Source organism: Jidongwangia harbinensis, from assembly GCF_020216025.1.
GTDB lineage: Bacteria > Actinomycetota > Actinomycetes > Mycobacteriales > Micromonosporaceae > Actinoplanes > Actinoplanes harbinensis.
Genome location: NZ_JAIWNC010000050.1, coordinates 66,809 through 81,461, shown reverse-complemented (window position 1 = coordinate 81,461; position 14,653 = coordinate 66,809). Strand labels below are relative to the sequence as shown.

Sequence of the window (14,653 nt, the reverse complement as noted above, 5' to 3'; positions counted from 1 at the left end):
CGTGCTGGCCGCGCAACGCCGCGAACGAGCCCGAGTCCGCAGCGAACGCCAGCAACGCTGGGGGCGACCCCGGACCAAGGCAGCCTGACGGGTCAGACCCGGTGAACGTTCGCGGCCAACGCACTAGCCGAGCACCATCTTGATGCAGGACGCGGTCGCGAACGTGCCTTCCCGGGTGCTCTGCGCCACCTCCTTACCGTCCACCGTGGCCCGGCAGCTGATCGAGCCGCTGTCGAGGCCACTGCGGATCGCCGTCACGGAGACCAGCGCGGCGCCGGTCATGGACGTCTTCAGCTTCCAGGGCAGCTCGGCTTCGGCGACCCGCTTCGGTGACTCGCCCAGCTTCTCGGTGTAGACGATCTCCACCGGCCCGTCGCCGGTCACCTCGTACACGACGTCGATCGTCTTGCCGCTGCCCGGCAGGTTGGGCAGGTCGGTGGGGAGCGCGGGCAGGTCCGTCGGCAGGTCCGGGATCTCCGTCGGTACCGGCGGCACGGTCGGGTCGGTGATCGGCTCGATCGCTTCCTTGGCGCGGTCGGTGACGTTGTTGACGATCAGCACGCCGGCGGTCACCGCGCCGCCGCAGAGGAGCACGGTGACGGCGAGGATCAGCGCCACCAGTGGGGCGTTGCTGCGGCGCGGTGGCGGGCCCGCCGGTGGGTAACCGGGTGGCATCCCGTCCGGGCCCGCCGGCGGGTAGCCGGGTGGCATCCCGTCCGGGCCCGCCGGTGGGTAGCCGGGTGGCATCCCGTCCGGGCCCGCCTGGGGTGCGTAGGCCGGTGTGCCGTCGTACTGCGTGGGGTGGCCGGGGAACGGGGCCGTCGGCGGGGGCGGCGCGGCATAGCCGGGCTGGTACTGCGGCGGTGCCGGGGCGAGCGGGTCGCCGGACGGGTGGGACCACGGGTCGGCGGACACCGGGTGGGCCGGCCCCTCGTCCCCCGGCGGCCGGGGTGGGCCGGCGCCGGGCTGGCCGGACGGTCCGTGCGGCTGCGGTGGGTGGTAGGGCCCCAGCGGGTCCGGCGGTTGGTTGCTCAACGTCTCTCCCGGTGCGGGCTCCGTAACGGTGCGCAAGTCGACGGTACGCCTGCCGGGCAATCATCCGGTATCGCGGGCGGGTGGGGAGCCGCGGTGTCGATCCATCGAAGGAGTGGTTGTCGGCGGAGGTTCCGTCCGCCCATCGCGAAGGACCGACCGAACGGCTATTTCAATCACGTATGATGCGCGAAAGCATGGCTCTTGCGCATGACGGATGAGCGAACGTCCGCTACGCTGCCCCACATGTGTGGGATTGTGGGTTACGTCGGGAACCGCCCGGCGGTCAGTATCGTGCTCGACGGACTCCGGCGTCTCGAGTACCGCGGATATGACTCCGCCGGCATCGCCGTGGTGGACGGCGACGTCGTCCTGACCGAGAAGCGGGCCGGCAAGCTCGCCAACCTGGAGAAGGCGCTGACCGAGCGGGCCGCCGACGGCATCGCCACCGGCTGCACCGCGATCGGGCACACCCGGTGGGCCACGCACGGGGGCCCGACCGACCGCAACGCCCACCCGCACCTGTCCGGCGACGGCCGGGTCGCGGTCATCCACAACGGCATCATCGAGAACTTCGCCCGCCTGCGCGCCGAGCTGGAGGCGGGCGGCGCCGAGTTCCGCAGCGACACCGACACCGAGTGCGCCGCGCACCTGCTGGCCGCGGAGATGCGCGCCCTGCGGGAGAGCGGATGTGCGGACGGCCCGCAGCTCCTGGCCGAGGGCATGCGCCGCACGGTGCGCCGGCTGGAGGGTGCGTTCACGCTGCTCGCCGTGGACGTCCTGGTGCCCGACGCGGTGGTCGGCGCCCGGCGCAACTCGCCGCTGGTGGTCGGCCGCGGCGCCGGGGAGAACTACCTGGCCAGCGACGTCTCGGCGTTCATCGAGCACACCCGCGAGGCGGTCGAGCTGGGCCAGGACCAGGTCGTGCTGATCACGCCGGCCGGCATCGAGATCAGCGACTTCCAGGGCAACCCGGCGACCGGCAAGGACTTCCACATCGACTGGGACGCGTCGGCCGCCGAGAAGGGCGGATACGACTACTTCATGCTCAAGGAGATCGCCGAGCAGCCGCAGGCCATCGCGGACACGCTGCTGGGCCGGCTCTCCGAGCGTGGCGACATCGTCCTCGACGAGGTCCGGCTCACCGACCAGGACCTGCGCGACGTGGACAAGGTCTTCATCATCGCCTGCGGTACGGCGTACCACTCCGGGATGGTCGCCAAGTACGCCATCGAGCACTGGGTCCGCATCCCGTGCGAGGTGGAACTGGCCAGCGAGTTCCGGTACCGCGACCCGGTGCTCGACCGGTCCACGCTGGTCATCGCGATCAGCCAGTCCGGCGAGACCATGGACACCCTGATGGCGCTGCGGCACGCCAAGGAGCAGAAGGCCCGGGTGCTGGCCATCTGCAACACCAACGGCTCGACCATCCCGCGCGAGTCCGACGCCGTGCTCTACACCCACGGCGGCCCGGAGATCGCGGTGGCGTCCACCAAGGCGTTCCTCACCCAGCTGGTCGCGTGTTACCTGATCGGCCTGCACCTGGCGCAGATCCGCGGGGTCATGTACGCCGACGAGGTCGCGTCCGTGGTGTCCCGCCTGCAGACCATCCCGGACCAGCTGCGTGACCTGCTCGCCGGGATGGAGGACGTCCGGGCCCTCGCCCGCGACCTGAAGACCGCGTCCACGGTGCTGTTCATCGGCCGGCACGTCGGTTTCCCGGTGGCCCTGGAAGGCGCGCTCAAGCTCAAGGAACTCGCCTACATGCACGCCGAGGGCTTCGCCGCGGGCGAACTCAAGCACGGGCCGATCGCGCTGATCGACCAGGGCACCCCGGTGGTCTGCGTGGTGCCCTCGCCGGCCGGCCGCGGCGTGCTGCGGGACAAGGTCGTCTCCAACATCCAGGAGGTACGCGCCCGCGGCGCCCGCACCATCGTCATCGCCGAGGAGGGTGACGACGCCGTGGCACCGTACGCGGACCACCTGATCCTGGTCCCGCGCACGCCGACGCTGCTCGCGCCGCTGATGACCACCGTGCCGTTGCAGATCCTCGCGTGCGAGATCGCCGCGGCCCGTGGGCACGACGTCGACCAGCCGCGCAACCTGGCGAAGTCGGTCACGGTCGAGTGACACCGGGCCGGTCATGACGGGCCCCGCCGCACGGTGATGCCGGCCAGCGCGTCGAGCGCCGGGCCACCCGGTTCCCAGTAGCCGGTGTGCCCGGCGCCGGGCTGGCAGCCGAACACCCGGGCGCCGAACGCCGGGTCGGCCGGGTTGCGCCCGTGCCACAGGTCGTCCTCGGGCAGGCCGAACGCGAGGACCGGCCCGGCCACCGGCAGGGCGCGCGAGACGACCAGGTCCTCCAGCAGGCTGCGGGCCGAGACCGCGGCGTACTGGACGACGTCCGAGCGTGCGGTGCCGGCCCACACCCGGTCCGGCGGCACCGCGAGGTCGCGGACGGAGTCCACGCCGACGCCCGGCGAGCCGACGAACACCACGTCATCCGCCTGCAGGCCCGGGCCGGTCGCGGCGGAGCCGACCACCAGCGAGCCGTAGCTGTGCCCGAGCACGGTCAGGTGGCCGGCGTCGCCGTGGTGGGTGGCGCGCAGCCCGTCCTGGAACCCGCGCAGCCCGGCGGCGCCCGCCTCGGCGAGACCCCGGCCGGCCGCCTCGTCGACGAAGTCCGGTGCGTCGTAGCCCAGCCAGAGCACCGCGCTGGTCCCCGCGGCCGGGGCCAGCTCGGTCGCCCGGACCGCCACCCGCTCCGCGCGCGCCAGCTCCGGCCGGTACGACGCCAGGTCGGCGGTCATGCCCGGCACGTGGGTCAGGACGTGGTCGGCCCGATCCGGATCGCCGAGCGCCACGACGGCCCCGCCCTCGCCGTCGAACGTCAGCGCCAGCAGGTAGCCACGCGGGCCCTCGGCCTGCACCAGGCGGCGCTCGAGGTCGTCCAGTCCGTCCCGGAGACCGCCCAGGCGGCGGCGTTCCCGGCCGGTCGCGTGTGCCATGGCCCGGTCCAGGCCGGCGCGGTGCTGGTCGAGCAGCAGCCGGTTCGCCAGGTCGCGATCGGCGGCCGGGATGCCGTCGCGCGGGCCGATCCGGGCCGGCTCCGTCGCCACCAGGTGGTGCCGCTGGGCCGGGGACAGGCCGTCCCACCAGCGGCGTACCTCGGCGGGGGCGGCGGTGGGCGGGGGAAGCGGAGCCGGCGGAACGGGTGGGGCCGTGCCGCCGGGCGCGGCGGCCAGTTCCGCCAGGCCGGCGAGACGGCGGGTGGCGGCCGCGTCCGCCGCCGCGGCCAGCCGCAGGACGGTGGCGAGATCACCCGCTGCCTGGGCCGCGCCGGCCCGCGGCAGCGAACCGTCGTCCCGGATCACCTGGCCGGCCCGCGCCGCCGCCTCCGTCGCGCGTGCCAGCAACGCCCGGGCCCGCACCAGCACGGCCGCGAACTCGCTCAGCGTCTGGTCCGCCTCCCAGCACAGCAGCCGGAGCCGGTCCAGCGCGCAGCGCAGCCGCCGGATCCGTGCCGCCGCGGAGGCCGCCGCGGCGCCGGTCCACACGGCCTGCACCCGGGCCAGGTGCGCGGCGAGTTCGGCCGTCCAGCGCCCGGCCGCCGCCGCCCACTGCCGCCAGTCGAGCGCGGCGGCGCGCCACCGCCCGGGATCGGCGGCCCGCAGCCGCGCGTAGGTCACCGCAGTCATCGCCCGCGCCTCACCGGTGGGCCGCCAGCCGGGCGGCGGCCCGGTCGTCGGCCGCCTCGTAGGCGTCCGCGGTCGCGGACATCTGCCGCGCGGTGCCGGTGACGTCGGACCCGAGCCCGACGAGCCGTTCGGCGAGGGCGTCCGCCAGCGTGCCGGCCGCCTCGGACGCGGACCACCGCGGCACGGCCACCGCGGCCGGTGCCCGGGCGGCGCCCGCGGCCAGCCGGGCCCCGGTGTCCGCCACGTCGGCGGCGCACCGGCGCACGGCGGCGGTGTCGACTTCGAGATCGGGTCGCATCGGCGGCCTCCAGGATGGGGAGCGGGGACGACCCCGTCGACGTTAGGGCCGCACCCCGGCGGAGATCCGGCCCTGTGGACGGCGTGCGTCCGGCGTACCCGGACGTTGTCCACAGGTCTTGCACACCGGCCCGGGCCCCCGTCGCCGACGAGAACCAGTCCCCTCGGGGCAGGTCGTCTAGGGTGGGCGCCGTGATTGTGTCCGTCGGCATCGACGTCGTTCTGGTGGAACGCTTCGCCCGCGCCCTCGAGCGCACGCCGCTGCTGGCGGACCGGTTGTTCACCGACGGTGAGCGGCTGACCGGCTCCGGCAATCCGCGGTCCGCCGAGTCGCTGGCCGCGCGGTTCGCCGCCAAGGAGGCGGTGGCCAAGGCGCTGGGCGCGCCGGCCGGCCTGCGGTGGCACGACTGCGAGATCGTGGCGGATCCGGACGGGCGGCCGTGGCTGACCGTGTCCGGTACGGTCGCCGCAGCGGCCATCGAACGGGGCATCAACCGGTGGCACCTGTCCCTGTCCCACGACGGCGGCATCGCGTCGGCGATGGTGGTCGCGGAGGCGTGACGCCGGAAACGGCACGGAGGTAACCGATGCGGCAGGCCTGGCGGGTGGCGGTCGTCCGCGCGGCGGAACAGACGCTGATGGCGACGCTGCCGGACGGCACGCTGATGCAGCGGGCCGCGGCCGGCCTGGCGCGGCGCTGCCTGCTCCTGCTCGCGGAGAGCGGCGGGGTGTACGGCGCCCCGGTGCTGCTGCTGGTCGGCAGCGGCGACAACGGGGGCGACACGCTGTACGCGGGCGCCCGGCTCGCCGCCCGTGGCGCCCAGGTCCGCGCCCTGCTGCTGAACCCGGAGCGGGTGCACCTGGCGGCACTGGCCGCACTGCGCGGTGCCGGCGGCCGGACGGTACGCGACCTGCCCGAGCGCGCCGACCTGGTGCTGGACGGCATCGTCGGGATCGGTGCCAGCGGCGGACTGCGCCCGCCCGCCGCCGACCTGGTGGCCCGGCTCGGCGACCTGCGCGGGCGGGCCGGCCGGCGGGCCGTGGTGGTGGCGGTCGACGTGCCGAGCGGGGTCGCGGTGGACACCGGTGACGTGCCGGGCGACGCGGTGGACGCGGACGTCACGGTCACCTTCGGGTGCCTGAAGCCGGCGCATGTGGTGGGTCCCGCCGCGGCGCGCACCGGGCACGTCGAACTGGTCGACATCGGGCTCGGTCCGGTCCTGCGCGCCGATCCCGCGGTCCGGGTGCCGGACGCACCCGACGTGGCCGGCTGGTGGCCGCAACCCGGACCGGCGTCCGACAAGTACAGCCGTGGCGTGGTGGGCGTGGCGACCGGCTCGGCGCAGTACCCGGGTGCCGCGCTGTTGTCGGTGGCCGGCGCGCTGGCCGGGCCGGCCGGCATGGTCCGGTACGCCGGCAGCGCCCATGCCGAGGTGGTACGGGCCCATCCGTCGGTCGTCGTCGCGCCCAAGGTGGCCGACGCGGGCCGGGTGCAGGCCTGGGTGTGCGGTTCCGGGATCGGCACCGACGCCGGCGCCCGCACCGAACTGCGCAGCGTGCTGGCCACGTCGTTGCCGGTGCTGCTGGACGCGGATGCGATCACCCTGCTGGTGGACGGCCAGCACGCGAACGACCTGCGGCGGGACGCGCCGCTGGTGATCACGCCGCACGACGGCGAGTTCACCCGGCTGGCCGGCGAGGCGCCCGGTGCGGACCGGGTGGACGCGGCCTGCCGGCTGGCCGCCTGGCTCAACGCGGTGGTCCTGCTCAAGGGTGACCGCACGGTCGTCGCGACGCCGGCCGGGGAGGCCTGGGTCAACCCGACCGGCAGTGCTGCGCTGGCCACCGCGGGCAGTGGCGACGTGCTCGCCGGGCTGCTCGGGTCGTTGCTGGCGGGCGGGCTGCCGCCCGAGCGCGCCGCGGTGGCCGCCGCGTACGTGCACGGCCTGGCCGGCCGGCGCGCGGCCGAGGGCGGGCCGGTGACCTCGGCGGACGTGGCGGCGGCGCTGCGCACGGTGCTGGCCGGACTGCTCGGCTAGGCCCCGGCGGGGTGCCCGGAAGTGTCGTACCCGCCCGTAGGCTGGACCCATGTGGCAGGCCGAGGTCCGGATCGATCTGGACGCCATCCGGGACAACGTGGCGATGCTGCGCGCGTCCACGCGTGCCGAGGTGATGGCCGTGGTGAAGGCCGACGGGTACGGCCACGGCATGCTGCCGTCGGCCCGGGCCGCGCTGGCCGGCGGCGCCACCTGGCTCGGCGTCGCGACGCTGACCGAGGCGCTGGCGCTGCGCGCGCAGGGCATCACCGCGCCGGTGCTGGCCTGGCTGCACGCACCCGGGGTGCCGCTGCGGGACGGCGTCGCCGCCGGGGTCGACCTGAGCGCGGGCGGCGTGGCGCAGCTCGGCGAGCTGGTGGAGGCGGCCCGGTCCGCGCAGCGCCCGGCGCGGGCGCACCTCAAGCTGGACACCGGCCTGGCGCGCGGCGGGGCCACCGCGGACGAGTGGCCGGCCCTGCTGGACGCGGCGGCGAAGGCGCGGGCCGACGGCGACGTCGAGGTGGTGGGCATCTGGAGCCACTTCGTGTCCGCGGACGATCCCGGCGCCGAGATCACCGACCGGCAGCTGGCCGCGTTCGCCGACGGTCTGGCGGTGGCCGAGCGACACGACATCCGCCCGCGGTACCGGCACATCGCCAACTCGGCGGCCACGCTGTCCCGGCCGGACGCCCACTTCGACCTGGTCCGCACCGGCATCGCGATCTACGGCCTGTCGCCGATCGAGGGGCGCCGGTTCGGTCTCCGGCCGGCCATGACCGCCCGCGCCCGGGTCGCGCAGACCAAGCGGGTCCCGGCCGGCCAGGGCGTGTCGTACGGGCACGCGTACCACACCGACCGGGAGACGACGCTGGCGCTGATCCCGCTGGGCTACGGCGACGGGGTGCCCCGGCACGCCTCCAACGTGGGGCCGGTCGAGGTGGGCGGCGCGGTCCGTACCATCGCCGGGCGGGTGTGCATGGACCAGGTCGTGCTGGACTGCGGGGACGACCCGGTGACGCCCGGCGACGTGGCCACGCTGTTCGGCGCGGAGCGGCCGACCGCCGACGACTGGGCCGCGGCGATCGGGACGATCAACTACGAGATCGTGACGAGGTTCGGAGGCAGCCGCGTGCCGCGCGTCTACGACGGCTCTGCCGGGCGCGGTGCCGGGGACGGGGAGGCTGGATGAGTACGGCGAGGTCGAGCCGGCGCGCCAAGCGGGTCGGGCTCGTGGGGGCGGTCGTCGGGGTGGCCGCGGCGGGGCTGGCCACCGCGTTCGCGGTCGAGCGGGCGCTGGTGCGCAAGTCGCTGAACGCCCCGGGCGACCCGTACCGGGACGAGGAGTTCGGCGAGCAGCCGTTCGACTCGGAGCTGACCGTCACCGCCGCGGACGGCACCGACCTGCACGTGGAGATCGTCGAGCCGGGCACCGCGGCCGGCCGGCCCACCGTGGTCTTCGTGCACGGCTTCGCCCTGGACATGGGCACCTTCTACTTCCAGCGCCAGGCGATGAGCCGGCACGGGCGCAACCGCCTGGTCTTCTACGACCAGCCGGGGCACGGCCGGTCCAGCCGGCTGCGGTCCGGCAACTACGACATCGCCGCGCTCGGCAAGTCGCTCGCCGCGATCCTCGACGCGACCGTGCCGGACGGGCCGATCATCCTGGTCGGGCACTCGATGGGCGGCATGACCATCATGGCGTTCGCCGAGCAGTACCCGGAGTGGTTCGGCCGCCGGGTCACCGGCGTCGTGCTGATCTCCACCTCGGCCGGCCTCATCGACAAGACCAAACTGGGTGTGCCGACGCTGGTGGCCCGGGCCAGCGCGCCGTTCTTCCCGGTGTGGACCGGCGCCACCCGGATCGGCGGCAACGTCATCGACCGGGCCCGGATCGCCTCCGCCGACCTGGCCTGGCTGCTCACCCGCCGGTACGGTTTCGGCGACTCCCGCCCGAGCCCGTCGTTGGTCACGTTCGTGGAGCAGATGAACTCCAAGACGTCGGCCGAGACCCTGACCAAATACCTGCACACGCTGTATTCGCACAACCGCTTCCCGGCGTTGTCCGCGCTCGCCGGGGTGCCCGTGCTGGTGCTGGTCGGCACCAAGGACTATCTGACTCCGGTGACCCACTCCGAGGAGATCCTGCGTCACCTGCCGGAGGCTCAGCTGGTCAAGATCGACAACAGCGGCCACGTCGTCATGCTGGAGAAGGCGGACGACGTCAACGAGGCACTACTCTCCTTCGTGGACAAGCTGAGCATGGAGAACAATTCGTGATCACCACCGGCATCCGGCTGGCCACCGTGGACGACACCCGCGCGTTCGGCCGCCGCCTCGCCACCGTGCTGCGCCCCGGCGACCTGGTGCTGCTCACCGGGCCGCTCGGGGCCGGCAAGACCGCCCTCGTGCAGGGCATCGGGGCCGGGCTGGGGGTGCGCGGCGACGTCACCTCACCCACGTTCGTGATCGCCCGGGTGCACGCCGGGCCGGTGCCGCTGGTGCACGCGGACGCGTACCGGCTGGGCGACCGCCCCGACCCGCGGGCCGAGATCGACGACCTGGACCTGGACGCCTCGGCCGACGCGGCGGTCACCGTGGTGGAGTGGGGCGAGGGCCTGGTGGAGCAGCTCAACGAGGAATACCTGCAGGTCCGGATCGACCGGGAGGACGACGACACCCGGGTGATCGACCTGGTGCCGCGGGGCGGCGACTGGGCCGGCCGGCTGGCGGCGCTGTGAACCTGACCGAGCTGCTGCCGGCGCCGTGGCGCGCCGAGCTGGCCCCGTTCCTGGACCCGGACCGGACCGCGGCGCTGGGGGAGTTCGTCGCCGCGGAGTACGCCGCGCACACGGTCTATCCGCCGGTGGAGGACCTGTTCGCGGCGTACCGGCTGTGCCCGCCGGCGGACACCCGGGTGCTGATCCTGGGGCAGGACCCGTACCACGGTGCGGGGCAGGCGCACGGGCTGAGCTTCAGCGTCCGGGACGGGGTACGGATCCCGCCGTCGTTGCGCAACGTGTTCAAGGAGCTGGCCGAGGACGTGGGCGTGGCGCCGCCGCCGTCCGGCGACCTGACCGGCTGGGCCCGGCAGGGCGTGCTGCTGCTCAACGCGGTGCTGACGGTGCGCGCGGCCGCCGCGGCCTCGCACGCCGGCCGGGGCTGGGAGGCGTTCACCGACGCGACGATCAGGGCGCTGAACGCGCGCCCGGAACGGGTGGTCTTCCTGCTCTGGGGCTCCTACGCCCGGAAGAAGGCGGCGCTGGTCACCAATCCGGTGCACGCGGTGCTGGAGTCCGGCCATCCGAGCCCGTTGAACACCAAGGGTTTCCGCGGCGCCCGGCCGTTCAGCGCGGCGAACAAGGCGCTGGCCGACGCGGGCCGCCCGCCGGTCGACTGGGATCCGCGCGCCTGACCGGGCGGCGGCGGGGGATAGGCTCCAGGACGTGTTCGTACTCGCTCTCGACACCGCGACGCCCGCCTCCACGGCGGCGATCGCCCAGGTCACCGACGACGGCCTGACCGGGCTGGCGGAACGCCGCACGGTCGACGCCCGCGCGCACGGTGAGCTGCTCGCCCCGCAGATCGAGGCGACGCTCGCCGAGGCCGGTCTGCGCCCGCGCGACCTCGGCGCGATCGTCGCGGGACTCGGGCCGGGACCGTTCACCGGCCTGCGGGTCGGCCTGGTCACCGCGGCCAGCCTGGGCCAGGCGCTGGGCATCCCGACCTACGGCGTCTGCTCGCTGGACGCGCTCGGCCGGGCCGCCGGGCCGGGCCGGGTGCTGGTGGCCACGGACGCCCGGCGGCGCGAGGTCTACTTCGCCACCTACGCCGACGGGGTACGCCTCGGCGAGCCGGACGTGGCGAAACCGGCGGACGTCCCGGTCGACGCCGACCGCGCGGTGGGCGAGGGCGCGGTGCAGTACAGCGAGGTCTTCGGCCTGCCGGTGGACGAGGCGCTGCGGTATCCGCCGGGCGCCGCGCTGGTGGCCCTGGCCGCCGACCGGATCCGCGCCAAGGCCGACAGCGAACGCCTGACCCCGCTCTACCTGCGCCGCCCGGACGCCGTCGCGTCGTCCGCCCGCAAACACGTCCTGCAGTGATGCGGCTGGAACGCTTCCGCTGGTGGCACATCGCCGAGGTGCTGCCGATCGAGGAGGACCTGTTCGGCGTGGAGAAGTGGTCCGCGGCGATGTTCTGGAACGAGCTGGCCCAACGGCACCACTACCTGGTGGCGCTGGACGACGAGCGGGTGGCCGGTTACGCCGGCTTGTCCGTGGTGCACCGCGACGAGGCCTGGGTGCAGAACATCGCGGTCCGCCGGGACGCCCAGCGCCACGGCGTCGGGCGCAGCCTGCTGGAGGCGCTGCTCGCCGAGGCCGCCCGGCGCCACGTCACCCAGGTGCTGCTGGAGGTCGCGGTGGACAACACCGCGGCGCAGCGGCTGTACGCCACCTACGACTTCGAGCCGGTCGGCATCCGCCGCGGCTACTACCAACCCAGTAACACCGACGCTCTGGTGATGATGCGAAGTGCCTGACGAACCCCTGGTACTCGGAATCGAGACCTCCTGCGACGAGACCGGTATCGGCATCGTCCGCGGCCACACGCTGCTCGCCGACGCGCTCGCGTCCAGCGTGGACCAGCATGCCCGGTTCGGCGGCGTGGTCCCCGAGGTCGCCAGCCGCGCCCACCTCGAGGCGATGGTGCCGACCATGCAGCGGGCGCTGGACGACGCCGGCGTCACGCTCGCCGACATCGACGCGATCGCGGTGACCGCCGGGCCGGGCCTGGCCGGTGCGTTGCTGGTCGGCGTGGCCGCGGCCAAGGGGTACGCGCTGGCCGCGGAGAAGCCGATCTACGGGGTGAACCACCTGGCCGCGCACGTGGCCGTGGACACGCTGGAACACGGACCGCTGCCGGAGCCGGCGATCGCGCTGCTGGTCTCCGGCGGGCACTCGTCGCTGCTGCTGGTCGACGACCTCACCGCCGGGGTGACGCCGCTCGGCGCGACCATCGACGACGCGGCCGGCGAGGCGTTCGACAAGGTGGCCCGGCTGCTCGGCATGGGCTTCCCGGGCGGGCCGGTGATCGACCGGACGGCCCGGGACGGCGACGGCGCGGCGATCGCGTTCCCGCGCGGGCTGACCGCGCCCAAGGACCTGGCCGGGCACCGTTTCGACTTCTCCTTCTCCGGCCTCAAGACCGCGGTGGCGCGCTGGGTGGAGGCGCGGGAACGCTCCGGCGAGCCGGTGCCGGTGGCGGACGTGGCGGCCAGCTTCCAGGACGCGGTGTGTGACGTGCTCACCGCGAAGGCGCTGGACGCGTGCCGGGCGCACGGCGTCGACACGTTGATCATCGGCGGTGGCGTGGCGGCGAACTCGCGGCTGCGGGTGCTGGCCGAGGAACGGGCGGCCAAGGTCGGCGTGCGGGTCCGCGTACCCCGGCCCAAGCTCTGCACCGACAACGGCGCGATGGTCGCGGCACTCGGCTCGCATCTCGTCGCGGCCGGCGTCGCGCCGAGCCGGCTCGATCTGCCGGCCGATTCGGCCCTGCCGTTGACGACCGTCACTGTGTAGGGGTAGGCAGAGCGGATGATCGCACGCATGTGGGAGATCCGGGCCTTGGGCAGCGGCCTCGACGAGTTGCTGACCTGGGTCTGCGACGTGGCGGTGCCGGGACTCGAGGTCCTCCCGCAGCACGTGTCGAGCGACGTCTATTCCTCCACCGACAAGCGCATCGTGGTGATCTCGCGCTGGCGGCATTCGCCGCAGCACCTGCCCGACCCGCCGGCGCACCTGGTCGCGCGCTCGCCACACGTGTGGGACTTCACCCCGGTCGACCGGTAAACCGGTCGCCCCCGGCGGCGGCGGGACCGTAGCGTCGAAACCACGATGCGTACGCTTCCTGACGCCGATCCGGGCGTGCCCGACGAGCGATCGGCGACCCGCTACCTGACCTGGCTGCTCCGCACCACCTGGGTGCCGGTCACCGCCGCCATCCTGCTGGCCGTCGTCTGGATGGTCAGCCAGGCGCTGGTGCCGGCCGTGGTGGGCCGGGCGATCGACGCCGGGCTGATCGACCGGGACGGCCGGGCGCTGCTGGCCTGGAGCCTGGTGCTGGCCGGTGTCGGCCTCGTGCAGGCCGCGGCCGGCATCGGGCGGCACCGGTTCGCGGTGGTCAACTACCTGTCCGCCGCGTTCCGCACGATCCAGCTCGCGGTGCGGCAGGCGAACCGGCTCGGCTCGGCGCTGCCCCGGCGGGTCGAGGCCGGCGAGGTGGTGGCGATCGGCACCTCCGACATCGGACACGTCGGCAGCGCCGTGGACATCACCGCCCGCGGCGTCGGCTCGCTGGTCGGCGTGGTCACCGTCACCGTGGTGCTGCTCCGCACGTCGGTGCCGCTCGGCCTGGTGGTGCTGCTCGGCGTGCCGGTGCTGATGGCGGTGGTGAGCGTGCTGATCCGGCCGCTGCACCGCCGGCAGGCCGCGTACCGGGAACAGCAGGGCACGCTCACCGCCCGCGCCGGTGACCTGGTCGGCGGCCTGCGGGTGCTGCGCGGCGTGGGCGGGGAGGCGGTGCTGTCCGCCCGGTACCGCGCCGAGTCCCAGACGCTGCGCACGGCCGGTGTGCGTACCGCCCGGGTGGAGTCGTTGCTGGAGGCCGCGCAGGTGCTGTTGCCGGGCGCGTTCCTGGTGCTGGTGACGTGGCTGGGTGCCCGGTTCGCGCTGTCCGGCCGGATCACCGTGGGCCAGCTGGTGTCGTTCTACGCGTACGCCGCGTTCCTGGTCGGGCCGCTGCGCCAGCTCACCGAGACGATCGACAAGGTGACCCGGGGCCACGTGTCGGCCCGCCGGGTGGTGCAGATGCTGCAGGCCCGCACCGATCTGTCCGATGTCGACCGCCCGGTGCCCGCGCCGCCGCCCGGTGACCTGGCCGATCCCACGTCCGGCGTGCGGATCCGGCCGGGCCGGGTGACCGCGCTGGCCGCCGCGGACCCGGTGGACGCCGTGACGATCGCCGACCGGCTGGGCCGCTACCACCCGGACGGCGCGGCGACGCTGGCCGGCGTACCGCTGCGGGACCTGGACCTGGCCACCGTGCGGAAGCGGATCCTGGTGGCCGACAACGACGCCCGCCTGTTCTCCGGGCCGCTCCGGGCCGACCTGGACCCGCACGGCCGCGGCGGGGTGGCGGCGGCGCTGCACACGGCCGACGCCACCGACATTGTCGAGGCCCTGCCGGACGGCCTGGACGCCGAGGTCGCCGAGCGCGGCCGGTCGTTCTCCGGCGGCCAGCAGCAGCGGCTGCGGCTGGCCCGCGCGCTGGTCGCCGACCCGGAGGTGCTGATCCTGGTGGAACCGACCAGCGCGGTGGACGCGCACACCGAGGCCCGGATCGCGGAACGGCTCGGCCCGGCGCGGCACGGCCGGACCACCGTGGTCTGCTCCACCAGCCCGCTGGTGCTGGCCCGGGCCGACACCGTGCTCTACGTCGAGTCCGGCACGGTGGTGGCCGAGGGCAACCACCGGACGCTGCTGCGGACCGAACCGCGGTACGCCCGCACCGTGCTCCGGGAGGACCGGTGAACGG

The 14,653-nt window shown here is 74.7% G+C and carries 15 protein-coding genes; 12 read left to right on the top strand and 3 right to left on the bottom strand.

Features of this window, described 5'->3' with window-relative positions; translation table 11 throughout:
* Positions 1–123: 123 nt before the first annotated feature.
* Positions 124–1,035, bottom strand: a complete 912-nt coding sequence (locus tag LDL48_RS38180) for an MmpS family transport accessory protein (protein ID WP_225260044.1) — start codon at positions 1,033–1,035, stop codon at positions 124–126.
* A 207-nt stretch (positions 1,036–1,242) separates the two neighbouring features.
* Between LDL48_RS38180 and glmS the strand changes: the two genes are divergently transcribed.
* A complete protein-coding gene (gene glmS / locus LDL48_RS38175) occupies positions 1,243–3,162 on the top strand; it encodes a glutamine--fructose-6-phosphate transaminase (isomerizing) (RefSeq protein WP_443667691.1) in 1,920 nt (639 codons plus the stop codon).
* An 11-nt stretch (positions 3,163–3,173) separates the two neighbouring features.
* On the opposite strand, the gene LDL48_RS38170 is transcribed toward glmS, so the two are convergent.
* Positions 3,174–4,730: an alpha/beta hydrolase gene (locus tag LDL48_RS38170; RefSeq protein WP_225260042.1), complete on the bottom strand. Its 1,557-nt coding sequence runs from the start codon at positions 4,728–4,730 to the stop codon at positions 3,174–3,176.
* A 10-nt stretch (positions 4,731–4,740) separates the two neighbouring features.
* Positions 4,741–5,028, bottom strand: a complete 288-nt coding sequence (locus LDL48_RS38165) for a hypothetical protein (RefSeq protein ID WP_225260041.1) — start codon at positions 5,026–5,028, stop codon at positions 4,741–4,743.
* A gap of 191 nt (positions 5,029–5,219) precedes the next feature.
* Here LDL48_RS38165 and LDL48_RS38160 point away from each other — a divergent pair, with 191 nt between their 5' ends.
* The 11 genes from LDL48_RS38160 to LDL48_RS38110 are packed head-to-tail and all read left to right on the top strand — an operon-like array spanning position 5,220 to position 14,649.
* Positions 5,220–5,588, top strand: coding sequence for a holo-ACP synthase (locus LDL48_RS38160; RefSeq protein WP_225260040.1), 369 nt, complete (start codon positions 5,220–5,222; stop codon positions 5,586–5,588).
* A gap of 26 nt (positions 5,589–5,614) precedes the next feature.
* A complete protein-coding gene (locus LDL48_RS38155) occupies positions 5,615–7,066 on the top strand; it encodes an NAD(P)H-hydrate dehydratase (RefSeq protein ID WP_225260039.1) in 1,452 nt (483 codons plus the stop codon).
* 49 nt (positions 7,067–7,115) lie between these two features.
* On the top strand, positions 7,116–8,252 hold the full coding sequence (alr, locus tag LDL48_RS38150; protein ID WP_225260038.1) for an alanine racemase: 1,137 nt from the start codon (positions 7,116–7,118) through the stop codon (positions 8,250–8,252).
* On the top strand, positions 8,249–9,340 hold the full coding sequence (locus LDL48_RS38145) for an alpha/beta fold hydrolase (RefSeq protein ID WP_225260037.1): 1,092 nt from the start codon (positions 8,249–8,251) through the stop codon (positions 9,338–9,340). Before alr ends, LDL48_RS38145 begins: the two co-directional genes overlap by 4 nt.
* Entirely contained in the window at positions 9,337–9,801 is a 465-nt protein-coding gene (tsaE, locus tag LDL48_RS38140) for a tRNA (adenosine(37)-N6)-threonylcarbamoyltransferase complex ATPase subunit type 1 TsaE (protein ID WP_372472285.1), read from the top strand. The genes LDL48_RS38145 and tsaE overlap by 4 nt, the downstream gene beginning before the upstream one ends.
* A complete protein-coding gene (gene ung / locus LDL48_RS38135) occupies positions 9,798–10,475 on the top strand; it encodes a uracil-DNA glycosylase (protein ID WP_225260036.1) in 678 nt (225 codons plus the stop codon). Before tsaE ends, ung begins: the two co-directional genes overlap by 4 nt.
* Positions 10,476–10,506: 31 nt before the next feature.
* Positions 10,507–11,163, top strand: a complete 657-nt coding sequence (gene tsaB / locus LDL48_RS38130; protein WP_225260035.1) for a tRNA (adenosine(37)-N6)-threonylcarbamoyltransferase complex dimerization subunit type 1 TsaB — start codon at positions 10,507–10,509, stop codon at positions 11,161–11,163.
* On the top strand, positions 11,163–11,600 hold the full coding sequence (gene rimI / locus LDL48_RS38125) for a ribosomal protein S18-alanine N-acetyltransferase (RefSeq protein WP_225260034.1): 438 nt from the start codon (positions 11,163–11,165) through the stop codon (positions 11,598–11,600). Before tsaB ends, rimI begins: the two co-directional genes overlap by 1 nt.
* A complete protein-coding gene (tsaD, locus tag LDL48_RS38120) occupies positions 11,593–12,639 on the top strand; it encodes a tRNA (adenosine(37)-N6)-threonylcarbamoyltransferase complex transferase subunit TsaD (RefSeq protein ID WP_225260033.1) in 1,047 nt (348 codons plus the stop codon). Before rimI ends, tsaD begins: the two co-directional genes overlap by 8 nt.
* Before the next feature lie 15 nt (positions 12,640–12,654).
* Positions 12,655–12,909, top strand: a complete 255-nt coding sequence (locus LDL48_RS38115) for a hypothetical protein (protein ID WP_225260032.1) — start codon at positions 12,655–12,657, stop codon at positions 12,907–12,909.
* A gap of 45 nt (positions 12,910–12,954) precedes the next feature.
* Positions 12,955–14,649 (top strand): ABC transporter ATP-binding protein, encoded by a 1,695-nt coding sequence (locus LDL48_RS38110; RefSeq protein ID WP_225260031.1) that lies wholly within the window; start codon positions 12,955–12,957, stop codon positions 14,647–14,649.
* The last annotated feature ends 4 nt before the right edge of the window (positions 14,650–14,653 follow it).

Coding starts and splice junctions, on each gene's coding strand:
- rimI (WP_225260034.1), top strand. CDS start 11,163: ATGCGGCTGGAACGCTTCCGCTGGTGGCACATCGCCGAGGTGCTGCCG.
- alr (WP_225260038.1), top strand. CDS start 7,116: ATGTGGCAGGCCGAGGTCCGGATCGATCTGGACGCCATCCGGGACAAC.
- LDL48_RS38170 (WP_225260042.1), bottom strand. CDS start 4,730: ATGACTGCGGTGACCTACGCGCGGCTGCGGGCCGCCGATCCCGGGCGG.
- LDL48_RS38165 (WP_225260041.1), bottom strand. CDS start 5,028: ATGCGACCCGATCTCGAAGTCGACACCGCCGCCGTGCGCCGGTGCGCC.
- glmS (WP_443667691.1), top strand. CDS start 1,243: ATGACGGATGAGCGAACGTCCGCTACGCTGCCCCACATGTGTGGGATT.
- LDL48_RS38115 (WP_225260032.1), top strand. CDS start 12,655: ATGATCGCACGCATGTGGGAGATCCGGGCCTTGGGCAGCGGCCTCGAC.
- LDL48_RS38145 (WP_225260037.1), top strand. CDS start 8,249: ATGAGTACGGCGAGGTCGAGCCGGCGCGCCAAGCGGGTCGGGCTCGTG.
- LDL48_RS38155 (WP_225260039.1), top strand. CDS start 5,615: ATGCGGCAGGCCTGGCGGGTGGCGGTCGTCCGCGCGGCGGAACAGACG.
- LDL48_RS38110 (WP_225260031.1), top strand. CDS start 12,955: ATGCGTACGCTTCCTGACGCCGATCCGGGCGTGCCCGACGAGCGATCG.